Source organism: Burkholderia sp. Bp9031 (genome assembly GCF_003857965.1).
GTDB lineage: Bacteria > Pseudomonadota > Gammaproteobacteria > Burkholderiales > Burkholderiaceae > Burkholderia > Burkholderia ambifaria_A.
On record NZ_QTPW01000022.1, the window covers coordinates 19665 to 43144 of the forward strand.

General features: G+C 65.7%; 21 protein-coding genes and 1 pseudogene. 15 read left to right on the plus strand and 7 right to left on the minus strand.

Going from position 1 to position 23480, the window contains the following annotated elements; all coding sequences use genetic code 11:
* The first annotated feature begins 84 nt into the window (after nucleotides 1-84).
* From argC to DIE15_RS24735, 4 genes are all read left to right on the plus strand, one after another.
* On the plus strand, nucleotides 85-1035 hold the full coding sequence (gene argC, locus DIE15_RS24720) for an N-acetyl-gamma-glutamyl-phosphate reductase (RefSeq protein WP_057929992.1): 951 nt from the start codon (nucleotides 85-87) through the stop codon (nucleotides 1033-1035).
* Nucleotides 1036-1463: 428 nt separating this feature from the next.
* Nucleotides 1464-2882 carry a DUF2957 domain-containing protein gene (locus tag DIE15_RS24725; RefSeq protein WP_124834584.1) on the plus strand — a complete coding sequence of 473 codons (1419 nt, stop codon included), beginning with the start codon at nucleotides 1464-1466 and terminating at the stop codon, nucleotides 2880-2882.
* A 154-nt stretch (nucleotides 2883-3036) separates the two neighbouring features.
* Nucleotides 3037-4278 (plus strand): DUF2957 domain-containing protein, encoded by a 1242-nt coding sequence (locus tag DIE15_RS24730; RefSeq protein WP_124834585.1) that lies wholly within the window; start codon nucleotides 3037-3039, stop codon nucleotides 4276-4278.
* Nucleotides 4279-4294: 16 nt separating this feature from the next.
* On the plus strand, nucleotides 4295-5128 hold the full coding sequence (locus DIE15_RS24735) for an OmpW family protein (RefSeq protein WP_057929995.1): 834 nt from the start codon (nucleotides 4295-4297) through the stop codon (nucleotides 5126-5128).
* Nucleotides 5129-5332: 204 nt separating this feature from the next.
* Here the strand turns inward: DIE15_RS24735 and DIE15_RS37785 are convergent.
* A pseudogene (locus tag DIE15_RS37785) lies at nucleotides 5333-5515 on the minus strand (LysR family transcriptional regulator); the annotation flags it as partial.
* On the opposite strand from DIE15_RS37785, the gene DIE15_RS37135 reads away from it, so the two are divergent.
* Nucleotides 5468-5635 carry a hypothetical protein gene (locus DIE15_RS37135; protein ID WP_185734545.1) on the plus strand — a complete coding sequence of 56 codons (168 nt, stop codon included), beginning with the start codon at nucleotides 5468-5470 and terminating at the stop codon, nucleotides 5633-5635. The pseudogene DIE15_RS37785 and the gene DIE15_RS37135 sit on opposite strands and share 48 nt — an antisense overlap.
* Nucleotides 5636-5673: 38 nt before the next feature.
* On the opposite strand, the gene DIE15_RS24745 is transcribed toward DIE15_RS37135, so the two are convergent.
* Nucleotides 5674-6309, minus strand: coding sequence for a LysE family translocator (locus tag DIE15_RS24745; RefSeq protein ID WP_057929996.1), 636 nt, complete (start codon nucleotides 6307-6309; stop codon nucleotides 5674-5676).
* Between the two features lie 71 nt (nucleotides 6310-6380).
* A complete protein-coding gene (locus DIE15_RS24750) occupies nucleotides 6381-7457 on the minus strand; it encodes an NAD(P)-dependent oxidoreductase (RefSeq protein ID WP_260428327.1) in 1077 nt (358 codons plus the stop codon).
* Between DIE15_RS24750 and DIE15_RS24755 the strand changes: the two genes are divergently transcribed.
* The gene (locus tag DIE15_RS24755) at nucleotides 7347-8105 is read left to right on the plus strand and encodes a Mut7-C RNAse domain-containing protein (RefSeq protein ID WP_124834586.1); all 759 of its coding nucleotides are present in this window, start codon (nucleotides 7347-7349) and stop codon (nucleotides 8103-8105) included. The two genes, DIE15_RS24750 and DIE15_RS24755, sit on opposite strands and share 111 nt — an antisense overlap.
* A gap of 78 nt (nucleotides 8106-8183) precedes the next feature.
* Here the strand turns inward: DIE15_RS24755 and DIE15_RS24760 are convergent, their stop codons facing one another.
* On the minus strand, nucleotides 8184-8417 hold the full coding sequence (locus tag DIE15_RS24760; RefSeq protein ID WP_057929999.1) for a hypothetical protein: 234 nt from the start codon (nucleotides 8415-8417) through the stop codon (nucleotides 8184-8186).
* A gap of 369 nt (nucleotides 8418-8786) precedes the next feature.
* On the opposite strand from DIE15_RS24760, the gene DIE15_RS24765 reads away from it, so the two are divergent.
* Genes DIE15_RS24765 through DIE15_RS24780 form a run of 4 tightly spaced genes read left to right on the plus strand, consistent with a single transcriptional unit; the run spans nucleotide 8787 to nucleotide 13045 of the window.
* Nucleotides 8787-9992 (plus strand): efflux RND transporter periplasmic adaptor subunit, encoded by a 1206-nt coding sequence (locus tag DIE15_RS24765; protein WP_057930000.1) that lies wholly within the window; start codon nucleotides 8787-8789, stop codon nucleotides 9990-9992.
* Nucleotides 9993-10002: 10 nt separating this feature from the next.
* The gene (locus DIE15_RS24770) at nucleotides 10003-10701 is read left to right on the plus strand and encodes an ABC transporter ATP-binding protein (protein ID WP_057930007.1); all 699 of its coding nucleotides are present in this window, start codon (nucleotides 10003-10005) and stop codon (nucleotides 10699-10701) included.
* An 18-nt stretch (nucleotides 10702-10719) separates the two neighbouring features.
* Nucleotides 10720-11874, plus strand: coding sequence for an ABC transporter permease (locus tag DIE15_RS24775; protein WP_124834587.1), 1155 nt, complete (start codon nucleotides 10720-10722; stop codon nucleotides 11872-11874).
* Between the two features lie 4 nt (nucleotides 11875-11878).
* Entirely contained in the window at nucleotides 11879-13045 is a 1167-nt protein-coding gene (locus DIE15_RS24780; protein ID WP_124834588.1) for an ABC transporter permease, read from the plus strand.
* 19 nt (nucleotides 13046-13064) lie between these two features.
* Here DIE15_RS24780 and DIE15_RS24785 read toward each other — a convergent pair whose 3' ends face one another.
* Nucleotides 13065-14396, minus strand: coding sequence for a carotenoid oxygenase family protein (locus tag DIE15_RS24785; protein ID WP_124834589.1), 1332 nt, complete (start codon nucleotides 14394-14396; stop codon nucleotides 13065-13067).
* A 15-nt stretch (nucleotides 14397-14411) separates the two neighbouring features.
* On the minus strand, nucleotides 14412-15044 hold the full coding sequence (locus tag DIE15_RS24790; protein ID WP_124834590.1) for a DUF2239 family protein: 633 nt from the start codon (nucleotides 15042-15044) through the stop codon (nucleotides 14412-14414).
* A 298-nt stretch (nucleotides 15045-15342) separates the two neighbouring features.
* Between DIE15_RS24790 and DIE15_RS24795 the strand changes: the two genes are divergently transcribed.
* Entirely contained in the window at nucleotides 15343-16683 is a 1341-nt protein-coding gene (locus tag DIE15_RS24795) for an MFS transporter (RefSeq protein ID WP_057930005.1), read from the plus strand.
* Nucleotides 16684-16745: 62 nt separating this feature from the next.
* A complete protein-coding gene (locus DIE15_RS24800; protein WP_124834591.1) occupies nucleotides 16746-18143 on the plus strand; it encodes an enolase C-terminal domain-like protein in 1398 nt (465 codons plus the stop codon).
* An 818-nt stretch (nucleotides 18144-18961) separates the two neighbouring features.
* On the opposite strand, the gene DIE15_RS24810 is transcribed toward DIE15_RS24800, so the two are convergent.
* A complete protein-coding gene (locus DIE15_RS24810; protein WP_260428328.1) occupies nucleotides 18962-20374 on the minus strand; it encodes a hypothetical protein in 1413 nt (470 codons plus the stop codon).
* Between the two features lie 96 nt (nucleotides 20375-20470).
* Between DIE15_RS24810 and DIE15_RS24815 the strand changes: the two genes are divergently transcribed.
* From DIE15_RS24815 to traI, 3 genes are all read left to right on the plus strand, one after another.
* Nucleotides 20471-20746 (plus strand): replication initiator protein A, encoded by a 276-nt coding sequence (locus DIE15_RS24815; protein ID WP_221624179.1) that lies wholly within the window; start codon nucleotides 20471-20473, stop codon nucleotides 20744-20746.
* 424 nt (nucleotides 20747-21170) lie between these two features.
* Nucleotides 21171-21440, plus strand: coding sequence for a plasmid mobilization protein MobA (gene mobA, locus DIE15_RS24820; protein WP_221624180.1), 270 nt, complete (start codon nucleotides 21171-21173; stop codon nucleotides 21438-21440).
* A 2-nt stretch (nucleotides 21441-21442) separates the two neighbouring features.
* Entirely contained in the window at nucleotides 21443-23458 is a 2016-nt protein-coding gene (gene traI / locus DIE15_RS24825; protein ID WP_260428329.1) for a TraI/MobA(P) family conjugative relaxase, read from the plus strand.
* Nucleotides 23459-23480 lie beyond the last annotated feature (22 nt).

A 23480-nucleotide genomic window follows, 5' to 3' on the forward strand; every position in this document is an offset into this window, starting at 1 on the left:
CCGTGCGGTGCAGGCCCGCCGGATGACGTCTTAAAATGGCGGTTTCAGGGCGCCGCGGCTCCCGTTTCATTCAGTGAGAGCGAAATGAGCACCAAAGTTTTTGTCGACGGCCAGGAAGGTACGACCGGCCTCAAGATCTTCGAATACCTGTCGGCGCGCAACGACATCGAGATCCTGCGCATCGATGAAGCGAAGCGCAAGGATGTCGATGAGCGCCGCCGCCTGATCAACGCGTCGGACGTCACGTTCCTGTGCCTGCCGGACGTCGCGTCGCGCGAATCGGCATCGCTGGTCGAGAACCCGAACACGACGCTGATCGATGCGAGCACCGCGTTCCGCACGAACGACGACTGGGCGTACGGCCTGCCGGAACTGACCCGCGCACAGCGCGAGAAGATTCGCACGTCGAAGCGCATCGCCGTGCCGGGCTGCCACGCATCGGCCTTCGTGCTCGCGATGCGTCCGCTCGTCGACGCGGGCATCGTCGCGCCGACCTTCGCCGCGCACAGCTACTCGATCACCGGCTACAGCGGCGGCGGCAAGTCGATGATCGCCGAATACGAAAACGCGGCGCCGGGCGGCAAGCTCGCGAGCCCGCGTCCGTATGCGCTCGCACTCGCACACAAGCACCTGCCGGAAATGGCCGCACACACGGGCCTCGCGCACGCGCCGATCTTCACGCCGATCGTCGGGCCGTTCCTGAAGGGCCTCGCCGTGACGACCTACTTCTCGCCTGAACAGCTCGCGAAACGCGCGACGCCGCAGGACGTGCAGCGCGTGTTCGCCGAATACTACGCGGACGAACCGTTCGTGCGTGTCGCGCCGTTCAACGCGGATGCGAATCTCGACAGCGGCTTCTTCGACGTGCAGGCGAACAACGACACGAACCGTGTCGACCTGTTCGTGTTCGGCAACGAAGAGCGGTTCGTCACGGTCGCGCGCCTCGATAACCTGGGCAAGGGTGCATCGGGCGCCGCGATCCAGTGCATGAACCTCAACATCGGTGCCGCCGAGGATACGGGCCTCAAGCGCTGATCCCGCTTGCACGCGATGCAAAGCCGGCCGCTGGCCGGCTTTTTATTTATCCGCATCAGGCAATATATAAAATCCGGATAACGCATTTACAAATATTTACAAGCTTTCCGTTGCGCGATTAGCCGTTAATTAATTTCGCCCTTTTTTCTCCAGTCAATCCCGAATAGGGATAAACCGGATACCGCCGCTTTAAACACTACCGTTATACGCGGGAGGGCCGCGAGAGCCGAACGCGCGTGGCATCCGCCCCACTTCAGCAGCACTCTACCACCCTCCGTCCGTTTTAATTCTTACTGAAAGCCCCAATCCGCAAGGATTCATGACTCGCCTTTTGTTTCAATCGCCTTTTTTAGACGAGTTCATCAATTGACAGCAAAAATCCGGGCAGCGACATTAGCTCGCACAATTAAACGACTGGAGACAGCGGCATGTCGCACGCCTTATCGAAGGGGGTGGCAACGGCCTTTGCCATCGCACCTTTCCTGATTGCCTGTGGTGGTGGAGACGGCGGCTCGCCCGCGCCGATCGACGCCCCCCAATGTTCCGGATCGAGCTGCGGCACGCAAGGGCCGCCGCCGTCGCAGCCCGTCAACGGCGCGCTGTGCCCGGCCGATGCCGACATCGTGAAGAGCACGTACCTCGGCGGCGCCGGTAGCGGCGAGATCGTCAGCGTCAACATCGACGCGGTCGCGATGACGTACACGCTCAAGTGGCTCGAATCGCCGATTCCGCTCGTGACCGGCACGGTCACGCCGAGCCGCGCTGGCACCACGATCACCGGCAAGGTCGCCCACCCGCCGACCGGCACGCTGCCGACCGCGGAACAGACGCGCTGCGCCTTCGTCCTCACGCCGGGTTCGGGCACGGCACCGAACGGCTCGACCTATTCGACGGCCGCCGACTTCAACCAGGCGAACCCGCCGATGCTGCTGGTCGGCATGGGTGTCGCGGGCGGCGGCATCCCCGGCGCGACGGTGCAGTACGACGGGCTGACGATCGTCCCGGGCGTGATCCAGAACGTCGGCCAGGTGCCGAACCGCCACTTCGACTTCTATCCGTTCCTCGGCTTTGCGAACACGACGACCGATCTCTCGAAGCTGCCGGGCACCTACAACGCGCTGATCTACCACCTCGTGCCGTCGGGCAATTACGCGACCAAGGGCACGAATTCGAGCGAGACGTTCGATGCGAACGGCGCATGCACGTCGACGAATGCCGGCGGCTGCCAGACGACCGGCAATCCGTGGACGGTGAACGCGGCGGGCGGCTACCTCGACAGCACGAAGGCACCGCAGATCCTGCCGCAGACGTCGCTGCCGATCGTCGGCGCGACCGGCAAGTCGGCGACCGCGCACATGGTGATCGGCCAGTTGAACGGCGCGACCGTTCCGGTGGTCGTGCGCACGGGCAATGTGAATCTCGGCACGCCGCCGCTGCATACCGACGCGCAGGTCGACGATGAATCGGGCATCGCGGTGCTCGGCGTGGCGAGCGCAATCCAGTCGGGCGCGATCGACGGCGGCTACGCGGGCGCGGATTCGAACTTCAAGTACACGGCAGCACTGATCCGCGGCAGCAACGCGTCGTTCATCAACCCGACCACGCAAGCCGAGGAAGACGCCTTCACGCTCGACTACGGCCAGGGAACACCGGGCCTGCTGAACACGACGACAACGCCGGCGAGCGGTGCGACCTACTCGTCCGCATCGGGCGTGGTGATCGCGACGGGCGGCCTGTATGCGGCGCTGATCCAGGGCACGGTGAACGGCGGCGTCACGTCGACGTCGGCGAACTCGAGCACGTCGTCGGCACCGTACTTCGGCGTGGGCGCGCAGATCAGCAAGTAACGAGCGGGGACGCGGCGGCGAGCGGTTCGCCGCCGCGGGATGCAGGGAAGGCACGAAACGACGGCGTCCGGCACGACGCGGGCAGCACGGCACGAACAACAGAAGCGGTCGACAGGGAGCCGGCCGCCTGACAAGACAAATCCGGAGGAGCAACATGAAGCGCAACCTCATTCTGGCGGCGGCCCTTGCCGCCCCCCTTCTTTCCGCATGCGGCGGTGGCGGCGACAATCCGCCTCCGCTCGTCGAAGACCGGCTGTGCCCGGCATCGCTCGACTACAGCACCGTGTTTACGGGCGGTGCGGGCAGCGGCGAACTGGCCAAGGTCCAGCTCGACACGACCAAGATGACCTGGCAGGTCACCTATGTCGAATCGCCGGTGCCGCAAACGACCGGCACCGTCACACCGACGCGCGCAGGCACCGTGGACAGCGGCACGCTCACGCAGGAAACGCTGCTGCCGACCAACAAACTCAACCAGTGCGCGTTCCGCCTGAACGGCGCAAGCCTCGATGCGTCGCGTCCGGCGCGCATCTTCGTCGGCTTCGGCGTCGCGGGCGGCACGATCCCCGGCAAGGAGATCCAGTTCGGCGGCGTGCTCGGCCAGGCTGCCGTGCCCGACACGAAATTCCCGTACTACCCGTTCATCGGCTTCTCGTCGATCGAAACCGACATCACGAAGGTCGCGGGCACGTACAGCCACGTCGGCTTCGGCGAAGTGCCGTCGCAGAACTTCGCGCCGGCGTCGATCGACGCGAAGGTGACGATCAACGCGGACGGCACCTGGACCAAGTGCGACTCGACCGGCCAGTTCGCCGGCGGCGCGTGCACGCAGCAGGGCACGAACTTCGTGCAGTCGGCCGACGGCAGCGGTGCGTTCCAGTCGAACAACTATGCGAGCCAGCTGAAGCCGACGCTGTCGGCGACGCCGCAGGGCAAGGGCTTCATGATCGTCGGCAAGCTGCGCAACCAGCTGGTGCCGATCCTCGTGCGCACGGGTGTCGCGAACCCGAACCCGACGCCGGACAGCAACGGCGTGCCGGGCCTGACCGCCGACGACGAATCGAGTATCTCGATCCTCGCACCGCAGACCGCCATCGCGGCCGGCTCGCAGAACGGCGAGTACATCGGCGTCGACAGCCAGTTCGACTACCGGACCACCGCGCTGATCAACAACCAGGCGACGCTGCTCGATCCGTTCCAGCCGTCGCAGGCCTCGCTCGCGACCGCGCTCGACCTGGACTACACGCAGAAGGTGCCGGGCACGGTCACGACGATCCATACGGGTTCGGGCAGCACGTCGCCGACCGGCAAGTTCATCTTCACGGGTGGCGTGTTCGGTTTCCTCGACAACGCGGGTTCGACGCCGTATTTCACGATCGGCGCGTTCGTCCAGTAAGCGGAGACAAGCCGTGATGAAGAAGACCCTTCTCTGCGCGGCGGCCGGCGCCGCCACCCTGGCGCCGCTCGCGGCGCACGCGCAGAGCGCCGGCAGCAACGTCGTCACGCTCGGCTGGTTCCACGTGATGCCGCAGCAGAGCAGCACGCCGATGACGACCAACGTCGCGCCGACGCCGATCAACACGCCGCTGCGGCTGCCGCCGTCGTTCACGTCGCCGGGCACGGGGCTGCGTACGAGCGGCGCGGATACGGTCGGCCTGACGGTCAGCCACTTCCTGACCGACCACATCGCGGTCACGTCGGTGGCCGGCGTGCCACCGGTGTTCAAGGTGTCGGGCCAGGGCACGATCAAGCCACCGGGACCTGCCGGCGCGCTCGGCACGCAGAACATCGGGCTCGCATCGGTGAACCCGATCGTGAAGAGCGTGCGGCAGTGGAGCCCGGCGGTGCTGCTGCAGTACTACTTCGGGCAGGCGACCGCGAAATTCCGGCCGTTCCTCGGCCTCGGCGTGTCGTACAACTGGTTCAGCGACCTGCAGCTCAACACGAACTTCATCAAGCAGACGCAGGACAACCTCGGCGCGATTCTCGCGGCGGGCGCGGGCAAGCCGGGTACGACATCGGTGGAAGCGAAGGCGTCGTCGTCATGGCAGCCGGTGTTCAACGCGGGCCTGCAGTACAACATGACCGAGCATTTCGGGCTGATCGCGTCGGTGACCTACATCCCGCTGAAGACGACGTCGACGGTGACGATCAAGGCGGCCGACGGCACGGTGCTCTCCGAGTCGAAATCGGACCTGAAGGCCGATCCGATCATCAGCTATGTCGGAATGACCTACAAGTTCTGACGTCGGGGAAGGGAACGGGACGAAGGACGAATGGATGGCCCGCGGCAAAATCGCGGGCAAAAAAAAGCCCGCCTAAGAGGCGGGCTGAATCCATATCAGAGGAGACATGGAGGAGACAGGTGTAACTATAGCGAATCAGTTTCCGCATTGCAACATTTCCGTAGAGAAAATAAGGATTTTCCCTTGAACGAGCACTCTAGATTACTAGATGGAATCTGACCCCCTGTTGTTCTCACGGTTGAACACATCTCCCAGTGCGTCGCGCAGCAGCGCTGCCGTGCACGATCCACACGTTGATCCGGGTTTCCAACCCCCACCCTTCCCCCGCAATGCATCGCGATGCGCGCTGCGCGCCAGCGCGTTCGCCGGTGCGATGCCGATGCCGGCGCGGCATTGCTCGACGCGGGCGTGATCGTCGACCAGACGATCGGCCGTCGCGGAATCAACCTGCTGAACTCGGCCGCGCGCGTGACGCGGGCCCGGATAGGAGAACGCCCCGCCCTCTGACGAGGTGCGGGGCGTCCGGCAGGCAACGCGGACCGAAATCAGTGACGGACCAGCGCCATCATCGCGCCGAAGCCGACGAAAATACCGCCCGTCAGCCGGTTGAAGACCTTCGCGACGCTCTGGCTCTTCAGCGTCGCGCCGATGCGCGTGCCGAACGACGCGTAGACGAGATACCAGCTCACCTCGATCACCGCGAACGTGACGACGAGGATGCCGAACTGCGGCAGCGTCGGCTCGGACGCGTTGATGAACTGCGGCAGCAGCGCGGCCGCGAACAGGATCGCCTTCGGGTTGCTGCCCGCGACGAGGAAGCCATTGCGGAACAGCGCCCCGCGCGATGCCGAGGCGCCCTGCAGCATTGCATCGACGTCGGCGGCCGGCGCGTCGTCGACGCGCGCGCGCCACGCCTTCACGCCGAGATAGATCAGGTAGGCGGCACCCGCAAAGCGCAACGCATCGAACATCGCCGGCCAGGCCTCGAGGACCGCCCCGAGCCCCGCTGCGGACACCGCCAGCATCAGCACCAGCGCACTCAGGCAGCCGGCCATCGTCGCCGACGAGCGGCGCAGCCCGTGCCGCGCGCCGTGCGTCATCACGAGCAGCATGTTCGGACCCGGAATCGCCGACACGACGAACACCGTCGCCACGAAAAGCCACCACGTATGCAGGTTCATGACCGCCCCGACCGAAAGAGAAACGAAATGTCGATTATGCCGCGTGCGCGGCGTGTCTGTCCCGCGCCGGCTCAGCGGCCCGCGCGGCGCAGCGCGACTTCGCCGAGCACCGCGAAGTCCTGTTCGCCGCCGCCGTGCGCGAGCGCATCGAGCAGGCTGTCGCGCACGACGCTCGCCACCGGCAGCGGCACCGACACCGCATCGCCGGCCTGCAGCGCGAGCCGCACGTCTTTCAGCCCGAGTCGCGCCTTGAAACGCGCGGGTTCGTAGCTGCGCTCGGCGATCATCCCGCCGTAGCCTTCGTAGACCGGCCCCGGAAACACGCTGTTCGTGATCACGTCGAGGAAATCGCGCATCGCGACGCCGTGCGCGCCGAGCAGCGCGGACGCCTCGCCGAGCGTCTCGATCGCCGACGCGAGCGTGAAATTCGCCGCGATCTTCGCGACGTTCGCGTGCTGCGGCAGCGAGCCGAACCGCCAGGTCTTCTGGCCGATCGCGTCGAACAGCGGCTGCACGCGGTCGATCGCCTCGGCCGGGCCGCCGGCCATGATCGTCAGGCGCGCGGCGGCCGCGACGTCCGGGCGTCCCATCACGGGCGCGGCGACATACTGAAGGCCGCGCGACGCGTGTGCGTGCGCGAGCGATTCGGCAAGCGCGACCGACACCGTCGCCATGTTCACGTGGATCAGGCCGCGCGGCGCCTGAGCAAGCAGCGCGTCGTCGAATACTTCGCGCGCGGCCGCATCGTCGGCAAGCATCGAGAACACGGCATCGCCGCGAAACGCATCGGCCGGTGTATCGACGATCTGCGCGCCCAACGCGGCGAGCGGCTCGGCGCGCTCGCGCGACCGGTTCCAGACCCGCACGGCATGCCCCGCCTTCAGCAGGTTCGTCGCGATCGCCTGCCCCATTTCGCCCAGCCCGATAAATCCGAGATCCATTTCCCGCTCCTTCGACCCGTGAAGCGGGGAGTTAAACACAGATGGCGGCGGCCTGCAGCCTCCGCGACCGGCCGCGCGCGGTGCGATACTGCGCGGATGGCGACCGCGACCTTCCGTTTCCACGGCGAACTGAATGCGTTTCTCGCACGCGCGCAGCGCGAGTGCGCGTTCGCGCACGTGTTTGCGCGCGATGCGACGGTCAAGCACGCGGTCGAGGCGCTCGGGGTTCCGCATACGGAAATCGGCCGGCTCTACGTGAACGGCGAGCCGGCCACCCTCGACCGGCCGCTCGGCGACGGCGACCGCGTCGACATCCATCCGCAACGCCCGCAGCGGGCAGCCGCATCGCCGCTGCCGCAACCGGACCGCTGGCGCTTCGTGGCCGACGCGCACCTCGGCGGCCTCGCGCAATTGCTGCGCCTCGCCGGCTTCGACACCTGCTACGACAACCACTATCGCGACGATGAACTCGTCGCGCTCGCCGCGCGCGAAGGCCGGATCGTGCTGACCCGCGACCGCGAGCTGTTGAAACGCCGCGCGGTCGTGCGCGGCTGTTACCTGCACGCACAGCAGCCGGACGCGCAGCTGCGCGAGCTGTTCGCACGGCTCGACCTCGCACCGCACATGCGGCCGTTCCGGCTGTGCCTGCGCTGTAACGCACCGCTGCACGCACTCGATGCGGCGGACGCCGCGCCGCGCGTGCCGGCCGGCGTCCGCCAGCGGCACCGGCGTTTCGCCGCGTGCGACGTGTGCCGGCGCGTGTTCTGGGAAGGGTCGCACTGGCGGCGCATGCGCGCGGTGGTCGACGCGATGCGCGCGCCGCCGCCCGGTGCGCCGGACGCGGCGGACACCTGAAAAAACAAAACCCCGCAGGCCGAAGCGTGCGGGGTTTCGTGACGGACGGCCGGCCATGCCGGCCCCGGCGAAGCGGGCTTAGTTTGCTGCGCCCGAGTCGTTCGTGCCGGCTGCCGAAGCGGCTGCGGCCTTCGCCTTGCCCTTTACCGAACCGTGGTGCTTCAGCTGGTGCTTCGGCTTGCTGTGATCCTTCTTGGCCGGTGCCGGTGCCGCGGCCGACGTGTCGGCTGCCGGCGCGGACGCCTGTGCGAATGCCGAAACCGATGCGAGAGCGAATGCTGCGGTCATGATCGAAGCGAGCGTCTTCTTCATTGTTCTTCCTTTAGCGGAGAAAAAGTCAAACGTACCGGTAAAAGATGCGAGGCATCCGCATCGGAACATCAGTCGCGCCGGGTTGCCGGTCGCCGCCGGGCGGGTCGGCTCTCGCCTTTTCCGCCTCGGCAAATACTGATGCACTGGCTCCATAACGCATCGCACGCGCGTCAAGTTGACACGTTGCCTGCATCCTCGGGTTTCCCCGGGGGCGCGGGCTTCCGGCCCGCTCGACGCGCCGCCGGGACCTGCGTCAATCGTCCGACAAACCCGCTCTCGCGCCCGCCGCGGCAACGCTATACTGGCCTCCTTCCGTTCCAACCGGATCGCGGCCGGTCACAAGACCGCCGCCGTCGCGAGGCGCCCAAATTGCCCGACCACAATCTGGACAAACTGAAAATCGACCGGCGTCCGATCGCGCCCGCGCCACGCCGACGCCGGTGGGTCCGCTATGCGGCCGCCGCCGTACTCGTGATCCTCGCGCTCGTCGCCGCGTTCGCGCTCACCCGCCGGCCGACGGTCGACACGACTTCCGTCACGTCCGCCTACCCGTACCAGAACGACACCCAGCTCAACGCGACCGGCTACGTCGTGCCGCAGCGCAAGGCCGCGGTCGCGTCGAAGGGCCAGGGTCGCGTCGAATGGCTCGGCGTACTCGAAGGCACGCGCGTGAAGAAGGACGAGATCATCGCGCGGCTCGAAAGCCGCGACGTGGAAGCGTCGCTCGCGCAGGCCCGCGCACAGGTGCAGGTCTCCCGCGCCAACCTGGGCGTCGCGCAGGCGGAACTGAAGGACGCGGAGATCGCGCTGCGCCGCACCGCCGTGCTCGCGCCGAAGGGCGCGGTGCCGGCCGCGCAACTCGACACCGACACCGCCCGCGTGAACAAGGCGCGTGCGACGGTCGGCAGCGACCAGGCCGCAATCACGTCCGCCGAAGCGAATGCGCAAGCCGCGCAGGTCGCGGTCGACCAGACGGTGATTCGCGCACCGTTCGACGGGATCGTGCTCGCGAAGCACGCGAACGTCGGCGACAACATCACGCCGTTCTCATCCGCGTCGGACAGCAAGGGCGCGGTCGTGACGATCGCCGACATGGACACGCTCGAGGTCGAGGCCGACGTCGCGGAATCGAACATCGCGAAGATCCGCGCGGACGAGCCGTGCGAGGTCCAGCTCGACGCACTGCCCGACATGCGCTTCGCGGGCCGTGTGTCGCGCATCGTGCCGACCGTCGACCGCTCGAAGGCGACGGTGCTCGTGAAGGTGCGCTTCGTCGAGCGCGACGAGCGCGTGCTGCCCGACATGAGCGCGAAGATCGCATTCCTGTCGAAACCCGCGTCGCCGCAGGACCGGCAGCCGGTGACGGCCGTACAGGCAAGCGCCGTGGTCGAGCGCGACGGCCGGCCGGTCGTGTTCGTCGTGAAGGACGACACCGTGCATGCGGCGGCGGTGACCCAAGGCGCGCGGATCGGCGAACTCGTCGCGATCCGCGGCGTGAAGCCCGGCGATACGGTCGTGCTCGCGCCGGGCGCGAAGCTGAAGGACGGCGCGAAAGTGACCGTCGCGAAGAAGTAGCGTGGCGCGCATGAACGACGCCTCGCCGCCCCTCGTCGAGATCAGTCACGTCGCGAAGTCGTACCGGCGCGGCAACCAGGTCGTGCCGGTGCTGACCGACATCACGCTCGACATCGGCGAAGGCGACTTCGTCGCGCTGATGGGGCCGTCGGGTTCCGGCAAGAGCACGCTGCTCAATCTCGTCGCCGGTATCGACCGGCCCGACAGCGGCGAGCTGCGCGTGGGCGGCCTCGACATCACGCGGCTCGAGGAGGCGCAGCTGGCCGAATGGCGCGCGGCGAACGTCGGCTTCATCTTCCAGTTCTACAACCTGATGCCGGTGCTGACCGCGTTCGAGAACGTCGAGCTGCCGCTGATGCTCACGCACCTGTCGCGCCGCGAACGGCGCGAGCGCGTCGAGCTGGTGCTCGACATGGTGAACCTCGGCGACCGGATGAGTCATTACCCGTCCGAGCTGTCGGGCGGCCAGCAGCAGCGCGTCGCGATCGCGCGCGCGTTGATCACCGATCCGGTGCTGATCGTCGCCGACGAGCCGACCGGCGACCTCGACCGCGCGTCGGCCACCGACGTGCTCGCGATGCTGCAGCGGATGAATACCGAGCTCGGCAAGACGATCATCATGGTGACCCACGATGCGCACGCGGCCGGCGCCGCGCAGTCGCTCGTGCATCTGGAAAAAGGGGAGCTGATCGATGGGCACGCCGTCTGACGGACGGGAGCGCGCGCAATGTACGTGCTGAAGCTGATCGCGCGCAATGCACTGCGGCACCGGCTGCGCACGCTGCTGACCGTGCTCGGGCTGACCATCGCGGTGCTGGCGTTCGGGCTGCTGCATACCGTCGTCGACGCGTGGTACGCGGGCGCGGCCGCCGCGTCGAGCGGCCGGCTCGTCACGCGCAACGCGATCTCGCTCGTGTTCCCGCTGCCGGTCAGCTACGAGAACCGGATCCGCGGCGTCGACGGCGTGACGGCCGTAGTCCGCTCGAACTGGTTCGGCGGCGTGTACCGCGATCCGAAGAACTTCTTCGCGAGCTTCGCGGTGTCGGAGAACTACCTCGACCTGTATCCCGAATTCATCCTCCCCGCGCAGCAGCGTGCCGACTACGATCGCGACCGCCGCGGCTGCCTCGTCGGGCGCCAGCTCGCGACGCAGTTCGGCTTCAAGATCGGCGACGTGATCCCGCTGAAAGGCACGATCTATCCGGGCACGTGGGATTTCGTCGTGCGCGGCATTCTCGACGGCCGCGACGACTCGACGATCACGCGCCAGCTGGTATTTCACTGGGACTACCTGAACGAGACGGTGCGCAAGCGCACGCCGAAGCAGGCCGACCAGGTCGGCGTGTTCGTGCTCGGCGTCGCGAATCCGGACGACGGCGCCGCGATCGCGCGCAACGTCGACGCGGTGTTCAAGAACTCGCTCGCCGAAACGCTGACCGAGACCGAGCAGGCGTTCCAGCTCGGCTTCGTCGCGATGTCGAACCAGATCATCGCGGCAATCCGTGTCGTGTCGTACGTGGTGATCCTGATCATCATGGCCGTGATGGCGAACGCGATGGCGATGAGCGCGCGCGAGCGGACCGCCGAATATGCGACGCTGAAGGCACTCGGCTTCGGCCCCGGCTTTCTCGCGCTGATCGTGTTCGGCGAATCGGTCGTGATCGCGGTGGTCGGCGGCGGGCTCGCAATGCTCGCGACGCCGCCGGCCGCGATCCTCTTCAAGCAGGCTGCCGGCGGCATCTTCCCGGTGTTCAAGGTGTCGGCCGAGACGATGGCGCTGCAGGCCGCGTGCTCGGTCGCGGTCGGCCTCGCGGCCGCGCTCGTGCCGGCATGGCAGGCCGCGCGCGTTCGCGTGGTCGAAGGCCTGCGGGCGATCGGGTAGGCGCATGGCGATTCCTCTCACTTACATCGCACGCAACCTGTGGACCCGCCGGCTCACCACCGCGCTCACCGCGGGCGGGATGGCGCTCGTGATCTTCGTGTTCGCGACGGTGCAGATGCTCGATGCGGGACTCACGCAGACGCTCGTGTCGACCGGCGAACCCGACAACGCCGTGGTGATCCGCAAAGGCGCCGAAACCGAGATCCAGAGTTCGATCGACCACCAGCAGGCCAATGCGCTCGAGATGCATCCGGCCGTCGCGCTCGGCCCCGACGGCCGGCCGCTGGTGTCGAAGGAAGCCGTCGTGCTGATCTCGCTCGTGAAGACGTCGACCGGCAAGCCGTCGAACGTCGTGATCCGCGGCGTGTCGCCAGCCGGCCTCGCGCTGCGGCCGCGCGTGAAGCTCGTGGCCGGCCGCACGTTCGCGCCGGGTTCGTCGGAGATCATCGTCGGCAGCGCGATCGCGAAAGGCTTCAGCGGCACGCAGCTCGGCGACAGCCTGCATTTCGCGCAGCGCGACTGGACCGTCGTCGGCGTGTTCGACGCCGGCGGCAGCGGCTTCGATTCGGAGATCTGGGGCGACGTCGACCAGCTGATGCAGTCGTTCCGGCGCACCAGCTACTCGTCGATGGTGCTGCGCATCCCGAGCGCCGACGGCTTCGCGCGCTTCAAGGCCGACATCGACGTCGACCCGCGCCTGACGGATGAAGCGAAACGGGAGCAGACGTTTTACGGCGACCAGTCGAAGGCCCTGTCGACCTTCATCAACATCCTCGGCATCACGCTGTCGACGATCTTCTCGATCGCCGCGATGATCGGCGCGATGATCACGATGTATGCGTCGGTCTCGAACCGCACCGCCGAGATCGGCACGCTGCGCGCGCTCGGCTTCAAGCGCATGAACGTGCTCGCCGCGTTCCTGCTGGAAGCACTGCTGCTCGGCTTCGTCGGCGGCGTCGCGGGGCTCGCATGCGCGTCGCTGATGGCGTTCGCGTCGTTCTCGACGACCAACTTCCAGACCTTCTCCGACCTGTCGTTCCGTTTCGTGCTGACGCCCGCGATCGTCGTGAAGACGCTGCTGTTCTCGCTCGTGATGGGGCTCGTCGGCGGGTTCCTGCCGGCGATGCGCGCCGCGCGCCTGAACATCGTCGACGCGCTGCGCGCGCAGTGACGCGCGCGGCTGCTCACTGTCAGCGCTCGCGCGGCACCCACGCGCCGTGAAACCCGGCCGGCACGCGACGCGGCAGGTGTACCGTCGCGACGGGCACCGCATCGATCGCGCGCGCATCGAGGATCACGACGTCGCTCGTATCCGTCGCCGCGCGGTAGACCACCACCAGCAGCCAGCCGTCGTCCTCGTCGGTGCCGCCCGGGCGCGGCACGAACACCGGCTCGCCGTTCTGGTCGCCGGCCGGCACCGCATAACGGGTCGTCGTGCCGTGCACGTGGTCGAAGCGCGTCACGCCGCGCATGTCGGCTGGGTTCGGCTGCTCGACCGCATACAGGTACCGGTAGCGGCGCCCCGTGCGGCTTTCGTTGACGCGCGGCAGCTCGATACCGCCGTCGGCGAGCGGCCCTTCGTCGACCAGACCGTTCGCGGTATCGATCACGTAGCGCCACAGCTCGCCGACCGGGTTGTCGGCAAAGCGGCCAGTGCGCGCATCGAGCCGCAAGAACCACGGATAGCGGACCGCATCGAGCACGATGCACGATTCATCGCAGTCGTACGCGTTCACGACGTGCTGGATGAAGCACGGCTCGATGCCGAACCAGCGCACATCGCCGCCGTGGCGCGGCATCACGCCGATCCGCGCGTCGCGGTCGTCGTGCCAGCGCAGCGGCATCCGGTGCCCCTGCTTCAGCATCGCGAAGTCGTAGCCGACGTTCAGGTCGAGCAGCAGGCTGCGGGTTTCGGTGATCGCGAGGTCGTGCATCATCGACGGCGCATGCACGTCGACGACGAGGTCGACGCGCTGCACGCCGTGCGCGTCCGCGACGCCGTAGCGCAGCCAGGGTTCGCGCCAGTCCGCGCGAAACAGGATCAGTTCGCCCGTCACCGGATCGATCTTCGGATGCGCGGTCATCGCACCGCCGAACGCCGCGTGCCGCGCGGGCGCACCGAGCGTGTCGAGCGCCGCCGTGATCGCGAGCGGTGCGCCGCCCTCGGCCAACGCGAGCAATTCGCCCGCGTGCTGCAGCACGTTCACGTTCGGATTCGTGTCGGGCAGGTGCGACACCTGCGCCGGTGCATGCACGGCGGCCCAGCGCTGCGTGCGCGCCCAGCGGTTCCGGTAGCCGGTCGCGCGGCCGTTTTCGAATGCGATCGCGTGCAGCATCGCCGCTTCCGGCCACCACGACAACACGTCATTGCCTTCGAAACGGCCGCCCGGCGGATTCGGGCCGTTGCGCAGCAGCGTGCCGGCGAGTTCGGGCGGGATCGTGCCCGTCACGCGCAGGTCGACGAGATCGACCTCGTCGGCGACCGGCGCGATCGCGCCGCGGTTCAGATCGAATCCGGTCATCGCAGCGGCGCTCCGTCAGCAGTCTTCGGTCGACGGCGGCAGATCGCCGCGTGCCAGCGCGAGCGCATGGTCGCGCACGTCGTCCGGCCAGCCGGCGATCAGTTCGGCCATTCGCTCAAGGTCGTTCGCATACAGCGCACGCGCGGCTTCCTCGAAACCCGGCAGGTCACCCGCGATCGCCGACATGAAGTGATAGGCCCGCGTCTGCGCGTCGCGACGCCGGTCGGCCGCCGCATGCGTGCGCCGCGCGTCCTCGACGAGCTTGCGCAGCGCGACGGACGCGCCACCCGGCTGCGCGGCGAGCCAGTCCCAGTGACGCGGCAGCAACGTGACTTCGCGCGACACGACGCCGAGCTTCGGGCGGCCGCGGCCGCGTTGTTCACCCGCGCCCGCACCGGCCGGCTCGGCGGTGGGCGCCGGCGCATCGGCCGGTGCAGCCGCGTAACGCATGCGGACCTCGTCCGCCGTGCCGCGCAGGTCGAGGTCGATCGCGCGGCCGGTCGCGTCGTCGAAGATCACGATCGTGCCGGACATCGGGTCGCCGGACGCCTGCTGCACCGCTACCGCCACCGTCGCGAGCGGGCCCGACGCGACGCGGCGGTGGCCGTCAAATGCCGTGTAGGAAGGGAAAAGCGTGGAAAGAGTCATCGTGGTTTGCCCGTGGGCATGAATCGCAGCGGCATCATTTTTATCCGGGTATAAATTGATTGTCAATATCACCCGGGTAAAAACATGATGCCTCGGTGCACTCGATCGATTCAAATCCTGAATCGATCAAGTCAGCAATTGGCATGAAAGCGCAAATTTCGACATGACAGAATGATCCGGACGCCCCGTCCCGGGGCATCGGCGTCCGGCCTCCGGCCGGCAACGTCACCACGAAAAAACGCGCGCATATAACGCGCAGCCGCACGACGGCACCTTCCGCCCTTCGGAGGAGACAGTCATGAATCCGCTTCACGCATTGCCGGCGTCCGCGTCGGCAACGGCCCAGCGCACCCGCGTGCGCTGGCTCGTGCTGACCGTGCTGTTCGCGGTCACGACGGTCAACTACGCGGATCGCGCCGCGATCGCGATCGCGGGCCCCGCCCTCGCCCGCGCGATGCACCTGAGCCACGTGCAGATGGGCTTCATCTTCTCGGCGTTCGGCTGGTCGTACGTCGTCGCGCAGCTGCCGGGCGGCTGGCTGCTCGACCGCTTCGGGTCGCGCATCGTCTATGCGTTCAGCATCTTCTTCTGGTCGCTGTTCACGCTGCTGCAGGGCGGCATCGGCTTCTTCAGCGGCGCGGCCGCGTTCGCGCTGCTGTTCGGGCTGCGCTTCCTGGTCGGCGCGGCCGAGGCGCCGTCATTCCCGGCCAACAGCCGGATCGTGTCCACCTGGTTCCCGGCCTCGGAGCGCGGCACCGCGTCGGCGATCTTCAACGCCGCGCAATACGCGGCGACCGTCGTGTTCGCGCCGCTGATGGGCTGGCTCGTGCACGCGTTCGGCTGGCAATCGGTGTTCGCGGTGATGGGTGTGCTCGGCTTCGCGTTCGTGCTGGTGTGGAACCGCACGATGTACGACCCGAAGGTGCACCCGCGCATCAACCGCGCGGAACTCGACTACCTCGCCGAAGGCGGTGCGCTCGTCAACATCGACCAGGCGACCGGCGCGCGCGACGGCGGCCCGTCGATGCATCACGTGAAGGCGCTGCTGAGAAACCGGATGCTCGTCGGCGTGTACGTCGCGCAGTACTGCATCAACGCGCTCACCTACTTCTTCATCACGTGGTTTCCCGTCTATCTCGTGCAGGCGCGCGGGATGTCGATCCTCAACGCGGGGCTCGTCGCGTCGATCCCGGCCGTGTGCGGCTTTCTCGGCGGGATTCTCGGCGGCATCGTGTCCGACGCGCTGCTCAAGCAGGGCCAGTCGCTGTCGGTCGCGCGCAAGGTGCCGATCGTGATCGGCATGTTGCTGTCGATGTCGATGATCGTCTGCAACTACACCGACTCGCACGTGCTCGTCGTGCTGTTCATGGCGCTGTCGTTCTTCGGCAAGGGGCTCGGCGCGCTCGGCTGGGCCGTCAACGCCGACACCGCGCCGCGCCAGATCGCCGGCCTGAGCGGCGCGCTGCTCAACACCTGCGGCAATCTCTCCAGCATCACGACGCCGATCGCGATCGGCTATATCGTCGACCGCAGCGGCTCGTTCAACGGCGCGCTGGTGTACGTCGTCGCGCACGCGCTCGTCGCCGTGATCTGCTATCTGTTCGTCGTCGGCGAAATTCGCCGCGTCGAGCTGAACTGAACAGCGCGGGCCACGCCGGCGTGTCCGGCGGCCTGCGCATCAACGGAACCAGGAGCCCACCGATGTCCGAATCCCGCCGTGCCGGCACGCCGCGCGTCACGCGCATGCAGGTCATCCCCGTCGCCGGCCGCGACAGCATGCTGCTGAACCTGTGTGGCGCGCACGCGCCGTATTTCACGCGCAACCTCGTGATCCTCGACGACAGCAGCGGCCACACGGGCGTCGGCGAAGTGCCCGGCGGCGAAGGCATCCGCCAGGCGCTCGAACGGATGACCGACCTCGTGGTCGGCCAGTCGATCGGGCGTTACCAGGCGACGCTCAACACGGTGCGCGCGGCGCTATCCGGCGCCGGGGCGGGTGCGGGACGCACGATCCGGCACGAGGTGACGTCGGCCGGCGAAGCGGCCGTGCTGCGCCAGCCGCACGAGATCAACCTGCGGCTCGACAACGTGATCACCGCGATCGAGGCCGCGCTGCTCGACCTGCTCGGCCAGCATCTCGACGTGCCGGTCGCGGCGCTGCTCGGCGAAGGCCAGCAGCGCGACGCGGTGCCGATGCTCGCGTACCTGTTCTATATCGGCGAGCGGCGCCGCACCGACCTGCCGTATCGCGACGAGACGCGTGCAACCGATCCGTGGTTCCGGCTGCGCAATGAAGCCGCGCTCACGCCGGCCGCGATCGCGCAGCAGGCGGAGGCTGCGGTCGAGCGCTACGGCTTCGTCGATTTCAAGCTGAAGGGCGGCGTGATGGCCGGTGCGGACGAGATGGAAGCGATCGCGGCGATCAAGGCGCGCTTTCCCGACGCGCGTGCGACGCTGGACCCGAACGGCGCGTGGTCGCTCGACGAAGCGATCGCACTGTGCCGTGGGCAAGGCCACCTGCTCGCGTATGCGGAAGATCCGTGCGGGCCGGAAGGCGGTTATTCGGGACGCGAAGTGATGGCCGAATTCCGCCGCGCGACCGGCATCCCGACGGCGACCAACATGATCGCGACCGACTGGCGGCAGATGGATCATGCGGTGCGGCTGCAGGCCGTCGACATCCCGCTCGCCGATCCGCACTTCTGGACGATGCAGGGCTCGGTGCGGCTCGCGCAGCTGTGCCGCGACTGGGGGCTCACGTGGGGCTCGCACTCGAACAACCATTTCGACGTGTCGCTCGCGATGTTCACGCATGCGGCCGCGGCGGCGCCCGGCACGATCACCGCGATCGACACGCACTGGATCTGGCAGGAAGGTGATGCGCGGCTCACGCGTGAACCGCTCGAGATCGTCGGCGGCCAGGTGGCCGTGCCCGAGCGGCCGGGGCTCGGGATCGAGCTCGACATGGCGCAGGTCGAGGCCGCGCATGCGCTTTATCGGGAGGTTGGTGGTACGGCGCGCGATGACGCGATGGCGATGCGTTATCTGGTGCCGGGGTGGACGTACGATCCGAAGCGGCCGAGTTTCGGGCGGGGGTGATGGCGGGGGCCCCGGCGCAGGCGGGATGGTGGGCTGCATCGGCGCGCAGCGAGGCGGGTGCCAGTGATTGATACCGCGAGCGGCGCGCGGATTGCGACTAGCCGACAAACCGGCAACCCCGCAGAAAACAAAAAGGCTCGGTCTTGCGACCGAGCCCTTCGGATTCTGTTGGGCGGAGGAGGATCGAACTCCCGACCTTCGCATTGCGAATGTGATTTCGATCCACTTAGGCCCACCTGATCAAAGTTCTTGATTCCGAAGAGCTTTTCGCCAACGGATCAAAACCCTTGAAAATCAATTATTTGCCGAATATTTCGCGCCGTACACAAATTTCGGTAGATTCGGGTACACGCCGGGATTTGGTATCGTACCGAAAAAATCCGCAGTCGAGTGGCGCAGATTTGGAGCGCCGGCCTGTGGGTCATCACGGCAGCAAACGCAGTTGCAACTCCGTGAGGGATTCATTGTGCTGCTCGGTGACTCGTGTGCAACGCGTGCGCGTGGACGAGCGTTTCGCCCGCGAGGTGCCTTCTCGATTTCTGTTTTATCCACGTCAACGGAATCGCACCCACGAGGCACTGATCTGGCAAACGTCACAGATCAGTACCTCGGCGTCATCGTCTAGCCTCAGTTCAAGCTGCCCATCCAGTCGAAAATGCCTATGCATCGTAGCCTGTCGGCAATGATTGATGGAACCGCACAAAACCCGACACTACGCTGGCGTTCCCAGTACTTGCATTGCAATGAGGCATCTTTAGTCGTGGCGAAGAGGATGACAGCAAGAACGACGTGGCAACATGAACGGAATACAAGCATTCCTACTCTTTGGCTACCACCGTGTCATACAGGCCATAGTGAATGAGGCCAGGGTGCGATTCGATGCCGGTATAGGCAAGGCCCGCATCCTCATAGCGTCGGAACGCAAATACCGCCTGGTTCATCTGCTCGGTGTTGAACACCTTCAACTGCACCAGCAGGTGAAAGTCTTGCACCGTGAGGCCGGTAACGGCGAGGAACAGATCTGGCTCCAGCTTGGTAATGACGTCCCGTAGTGTGTTTTCACGGAAGTCGGTCAGGTACATGAACGCCGGAATACGCGTGGCGAATTTGATCAGCTTCTCCTGCACCAGCTTGCGCTTGGACTTGTAGTCCTTCTCCTCCTCGGTAAGCTGCTTCTTCTGCTTGGCCGTGAGATCACGCTCCTTCGCCTTGTTCTTGAGGTCCTTGACCTTCTCGCTCTTGTTGATGATGGTCTCGATGACGTTGTCGCCCAGCGCGCGCCAGCCCTCGATACGCCCCACGGCGGCCATCGCTTCCGGGTTGTCCATAATGCGGCGCAGCGTGTCGTTGTCCACGTTGACTAGTAGCGCGCTCTCCCATTTGCGCGCAAGCAGCGTGGCCGAGGTGCCTGCCATCGCAATGTCGAGAATGCCGCCCGCGTCGATCTGCGTCATGTTGGCATTGTCGTAGGCCAGCACTGGCAGGAAGGACACCAGATCCCTGACTGCGTTCTCCGGGTTCGACTCGTTGGGGGAGAGCCCGATGGCATATTCGGAAAGTTGTCGCAGCGCGCGTGTAGGCGCAAAGTCAAAGACAAAGCACACGGGCTTGAGGATTTCTTCCTCGTTCGGGTTGTCGCCGTTCGGGTTCTTGATAGACCACGGGGACTGCACACGAAACGCCGCCTGAAAGTAAGTCTCTGGCGACTTCAGATTGCGCAGCATCAGGATGGACGACCACTGCGGCACAGTCACGCCCGTGGTGAGTTTGCCGCACGACAGCGTGATGGTCTTGGTTTCAAAGCCGCCGGCGATCACCTTCCGAACGGGCGGCAGAGCGTCCAGCCCGATGCCCGCCTGCGCCCCAGCAGCCACAATCACCTTATAGCCGCGCCAGAACGTGTTGTGCTTCTCGGTCAGCAGGTTCGCCATCGCGTGGCACGCGGCGACGTTGGGCAGGAACCAGAACGAATGCTGCAGGTACGGCAGTAGCCGCACGTCCGAATACGGGAAGGGAGGGCGTGTGCCCGTCTTGAGGCTTTCCACGGCCTTGGGCGCATATTGGCCACGGATGATGTCCAACCACTTCTGCACGTCGCTTTTGTATTTGAACTGCGCGCCCTTGTCTGTGCCTGTTGCGGAGAAGAACTCATTAAGGTCGAACTCGTCGAACTCGCCGCCGCTGGCAATGGCTAGCAACTCATCCGGCATCTGGTAGGTGAGAAGGCGCAACTGCGGTAGCGCGCCGTAGGGGTTGCGCGTGCTGGGATTCTGAACGGCGAATTCCTCTTTGGCGCGCTGCTCATCGGTGTAAGTCCAGTTGAAAATTTGTTCTTCGATGAATTCGCCCGTGGCCAGCGCCTTGAACGGCGTGCCAGAGAGGTAGAGGTAGGCCCTCGTTGCGATAGGCAGGAAATCGGTTTCCTTCTACGCCAGCGAGATTTCTTCGTTGCCGACATTCTCGATGTTGCGCCAAAGGATGACATGGCCAGTATGGAACATCCGCTGTTCGCGCTGAAGGCAGGGGATATGCGGGTGCGCACCTACGAGCGCAACGGCACGATCGTCAAGGTAATGCCGGGCACCTACCGGCGCGATCCGTGATGTTCATCGACATATCTCCATTGGTGTGCAATGTATCGGCCGCGAACACGACTCGCGTGTCAGTCGAAAGCCGTCGTATTGATTGGCACTTGTCTGGCAGAAACAACACATTTTCATCCACCGAGTAGTGTGCCGAAAAGAGTTGCTTTGAACTATTCGGAGTCCCTCTTCGCACCCTTCGATTTTGCTTCAAAAAATCGTTCACGCGAGCTACCTTCAAACTTCCACAAACAACAGCGTAACTTCGGTGACAGGGTAGGGTTTGTAATACCGCCAAATTGGCGCCATTCCAACCGGCAGCGCACCAGTCGTTCCACTCCCTATGCGCAGCCTACCGTCCCTGCTCAGGGCATCGCCCCGAGACCCCGACTTCAAGATTGAGGCCGTAACAATGAGTACGAGCGAACAACGAAGGAGGACCGGCATGCTTCCACCAATTCGGTGCTACGAAGACGAGGAAGCTTCGGTCCGGGAGAAGGCGCGCGATTGCGGCATGAGTGTCGGGCAATTCGTGCTCGCGGCGGCGCTTGGCCGTCGCACGCGCACGAAGATCGATAAGCACATCCTGAACGAGCTTCGCCGCCTCGGTGGTTTGCAGAAGCATCTGTTCAATGAAGGCGGCGGAGTGCTGTCGAAAGAATACGCTGCCATCCTCGTCAAAATTCGTGAAGCAATTGCCCGCATCGGTGACTGAAAATGTTGGCCAAAATCCCACCGCGACGAGAAGATCTGAAATCGAGTTTCAAGGACTTGGTGGAATACATCACCAATCGCGATGAAGAGAGGAAAAATCTGGGTGACGAGGTTGATCCCAGCGCCCCACTCGATCGGGAAAAACATCTCAAGACTCTTCAGCGCGCTCGAGCGCATCTACGGGCAGCAGCGAACTACCTTCGACAATCACCGAAAATTGATCGCAATTTCCAGCAGAAGGCACGGGCGCGACGCGCCCTTCTCGGGCTCGGTAGGAAACCGATTCCGACAGTGCATAGCCAGGCGGAAGCGGAGGCCCTTGCAGAACTCTGGTCCGGGCGACTCCTCGGCCAGGCCGAACGTCTCGTAACGCCAACCGGCGTCGCGTGCGAACACAATTGCTTGTCACTGTCGTCTGCTGCGGCTGAAATGGAGGCTGTGGCGATCCAGAATGCCCGGGTTAAGGACGCCGTGTACCACGTCGTTCTGTCATGGCCGGCGAATGAATCACCATCCGATGCACAGGCTTTCGAATGTGGCGCACACGCGCTCGACACCGTCGGCATGGCGGATCACCAATACGTTTTTGCCGTGCATCGCGACACCGACAATACGCACCTGCACATTGCCGTGAATCGCGTGAGTCCCGATACGTTCGCAGCGGTCTATCCCGAGCGCGACTATTTCAAGCTGGATCGCGCGATGCGCGAGCTCGAGCTCCGATACGGCTGGCAGCACGACAATGGCCCCTACGCTGTTTTCCAACGCAACGGTCACGTCATCATCGACTGGGCGAGCAAAGACCCTGCGACGAAAGGCAAGCGACCGACGCCGGCGGCCGACATGGAGCGGCACGCTGATCAGGAAAGCTTGTTTACCTATGCGCGCGGAGAGCCGCGCAAAGCGCTCTTGGCAGCGCTGAAAAATGACCAGCTGACGTGGCGTCAACTGCACAATCTGCTCGCCAAGTACGGGCTCGAGATCCGCGAGAAAGGGCAGGGCTTCGCCATCTATGATCTCGTGGCCGTCGCGACGACGCCGATCAAGGCCAGCGACATGCACGAGGCGTTGGGTAAAGCTCGGCTGGCCAAACGGCTTGGGCCGTTCGAGCCGTCCGCGTCGACGACCGGTGCTGTTCTCACCTACGACAAGGATCGACCGCCGAAACGCGACCCGCAGATGCGGGAGGATCGGCGCCAGGAGCGCGCACAGGCGCGACGCGAGCTGCGCGCCCGGTACGGTGATTACAAGAGTGCGTTTGAATATCGTCGACTCGACCCGGCTACCGTGCGGCAGCGATTCTCGGATATCCGCGAAGCTGCCCGCCAGAAGCGGCTCGAGATCCGAGAGACTGTCCCGTATGCTTCGGCCCGCAAAATGCTGTACAGCGTCGTTGCATTCGAGACGCTGCGGGACCGCGATCGGCTGCGACGCGAGATCCGCAGGGAGCGTGAAGCGCTATGCGCCGACCCAACGAATCGCAGACTGTCGTACCGCGAGTGGGTCGAGCGCCAGGCGGCCGCCGGCGACAGTGCGGCTATCGGCCAGCTACGCGGCTTCGTCTACAGTGAGAAGCGACAGACGCGAGAGCTGGTGCGGGCGCTGGCCAATGATGATGCCGACGGCATCATTCACGTTGGCGATGTCGATCCGGTTGCACGAAGCGTCTCTGATGGACTGTATTTCCGCGTTCGCCGGGACGGAGCCGTTATCTATCGGTTGGACGACGGCCGCGACGCTTTCATCGATCTCGGGCGACGCATTGACGTGCTCGCCAAAGGCAACCGCGATGACGCATCAATCACGACTGCGCTGCGATTGGCAGCGGAAAAGTACGGGGGCGCATTCGAGCTCACGGGCAGCGAAGAATTCAAGCGACGCGCGATCGACATCATCGTCGAACATCGAATTGAGGTCCGGCTCCGAGACGCCGAGCAGGAAGCGCTGCGGCGTGCCAGGGCGGCGGCCGCAGCGCAGCAGTTGCACCGGCAAATGCCCCGCCGCCCCGGCAAGCCATGAATTGGGCAAATCTTGACCGTCC